The sequence below is a fragment of the Methylobacterium sp. J-072 genome (genome assembly GCF_022829425.1).
GTDB lineage: Bacteria > Pseudomonadota > Alphaproteobacteria > Rhizobiales > Beijerinckiaceae > Methylobacterium.
This window is the reverse complement of sequence record NZ_JAKSYK010000018.1, coordinates 1-1,653: the sequence shown is the minus strand read 5'-3', so window position 1 is coordinate 1,653 and position 1,653 is coordinate 1. Positions and strand designations below refer to the sequence as shown.

At 67.6% G+C, this 1,653-nt stretch carries 1 protein-coding gene; it reads left to right on the top strand.

Annotated elements, in window-relative coordinates:
• Positions 1–67 precede the first annotated feature (67 nt).
• Positions 68–1,621 (top strand): ISL3 family transposase, encoded by a 1,554-nt coding sequence (locus MKK67_RS00905; RefSeq protein WP_243961025.1) that lies wholly within the window; start codon positions 68–70, stop codon positions 1,619–1,621.
• Positions 1,622–1,653 lie beyond the last annotated feature (32 nt).

Genomic DNA, 1,653 nt, shown 5'->3' with positions numbered 1-1,653 from the left:
GGGGTCTGACTCACATTCGGTGCAGGCGGGTTGATGGATCTCGGCTTTCGTCGTCGGAGATCCTGTCATGTCTCGCAGTTTGCATGCTGGTGCCGTCATCCCGCGCGGCCTCGTCATAGATCATGTCGAGGTCGGCGCCGTGCTGACCATCACAGCCCGGCCGGTCGCGGCATCCGCCCGGTGCCCGGGCTGCGATCGGTCCTCGTCTCGAATCCATAGCCATTACACCCGCACCCTGTCGGACCTGCCGGTTGCCGGGAGACGCGTCGCGCTCGATATCCGCGTCCGTCGTTTCCGTTGCATCGGATCGGACTGCAGGACCAAGATCTTCGCCGAGCGGCTCGGGTCTGACCTTGCCGCCGCCTATGCCCGGCGTACGGCCCGGCTCGACTGCATCGTGCATCATCTCGGCGTTGCCCTCGGCGGTAGACCCGCAGCCAGCTTCGCCCGACGGCTCATGGTCCCGGCCAGTCGGGATACGATGCTGCGGACCGTGCGCCGCCTTGCCGTCCGTCCGGTGGAGCATCCGAGCGTGATCGGCATCGACGACTGGGCCTTCCGGCGGGGACAGCGTTACGGCACGCTGGTCTGCGACCTGGAACGCCGGCGTGTCATCGCCCTGCTGCCGGATCGGGAGAGCAGCACCGTCGAAGCGTGGCTTGCGGCCCATCCCGAGATTACCGTCGTCGCCCGCGACCGCGGTGGTTGCTACGGCGAGGCTACGACGCGGGCGCTGCCCAAGGCGATCCAGGTCGCTGACCGATGGCACTTGATGGAGAACGCCAGCGCCGCCTTCCTCAATGCCGTGCGCAAGTCGATGTCCGCCATCCGCATCGCTGTGGGAGCCGCGACGGTCGATCCCGAACGGCTGACTTGCGCCGAGCGCCTGCAGTACGACGGCTATCTGCGGAGGGAGGCGACCGGCGAGGCGATCCTGGCTCTGTCGCGACAAGGCATGTCGATCAAGAAGATTGCCCGGACGACCAGGCACAGCCGCAAACTCGTGCGCGACGTGCTGCGCGGTCTGACCGGCGACGTCTTCCGCGCCCGCCAGAGCAGCCTGGATGCCCATCTGCCCCAGCTCGATGCCGAATGGGCGGCCGGCTGCCGCAACGGGGCTGAACTCTGGCGGCGGCTTCGCGCGAGCGGGTTCACCGGCAGCCTGCGGGTAGTCGGGGAATGGGCGACGCGGAGGCGACGCAGTGAGCGAGCGCCGGAGGGCGCTCCCAGCAAGGTGCCGTCAGCACGCATCCTCTCCCGGCTGATGACGACGGGTCGGGACAGCCTGACGAAGGCCGAAGCCGTCATCGTGGCGACGATCGAGGCGGAGGTGCCGAGGCTCGACGAGGCAAGGACCCTGTTGTCGCGCTTCCAGGCCATGATCCGCGCACGGGGTCGACCGGATCTCGACACCTGGATCGAGGCCGCGGCCCGAAGCCTTCTGGCGGTCTTCGCCGGCGGCCTGCTCAAGGACAAGGCGGCTGTCGCTGCAGCTCTCACGCAACCATGGTCGAACGGCCAGACCGAAGGGCAGATCACCCGTCTGAAGCTCGTGAAGCGGCAGATGTTCGGCCGTGCCAAACTAGACCTGATCGAAGCTCGGCTGATCGGCACACCATGAGCCGCCCTGCATCGAGATTGCGTCAGACCCGA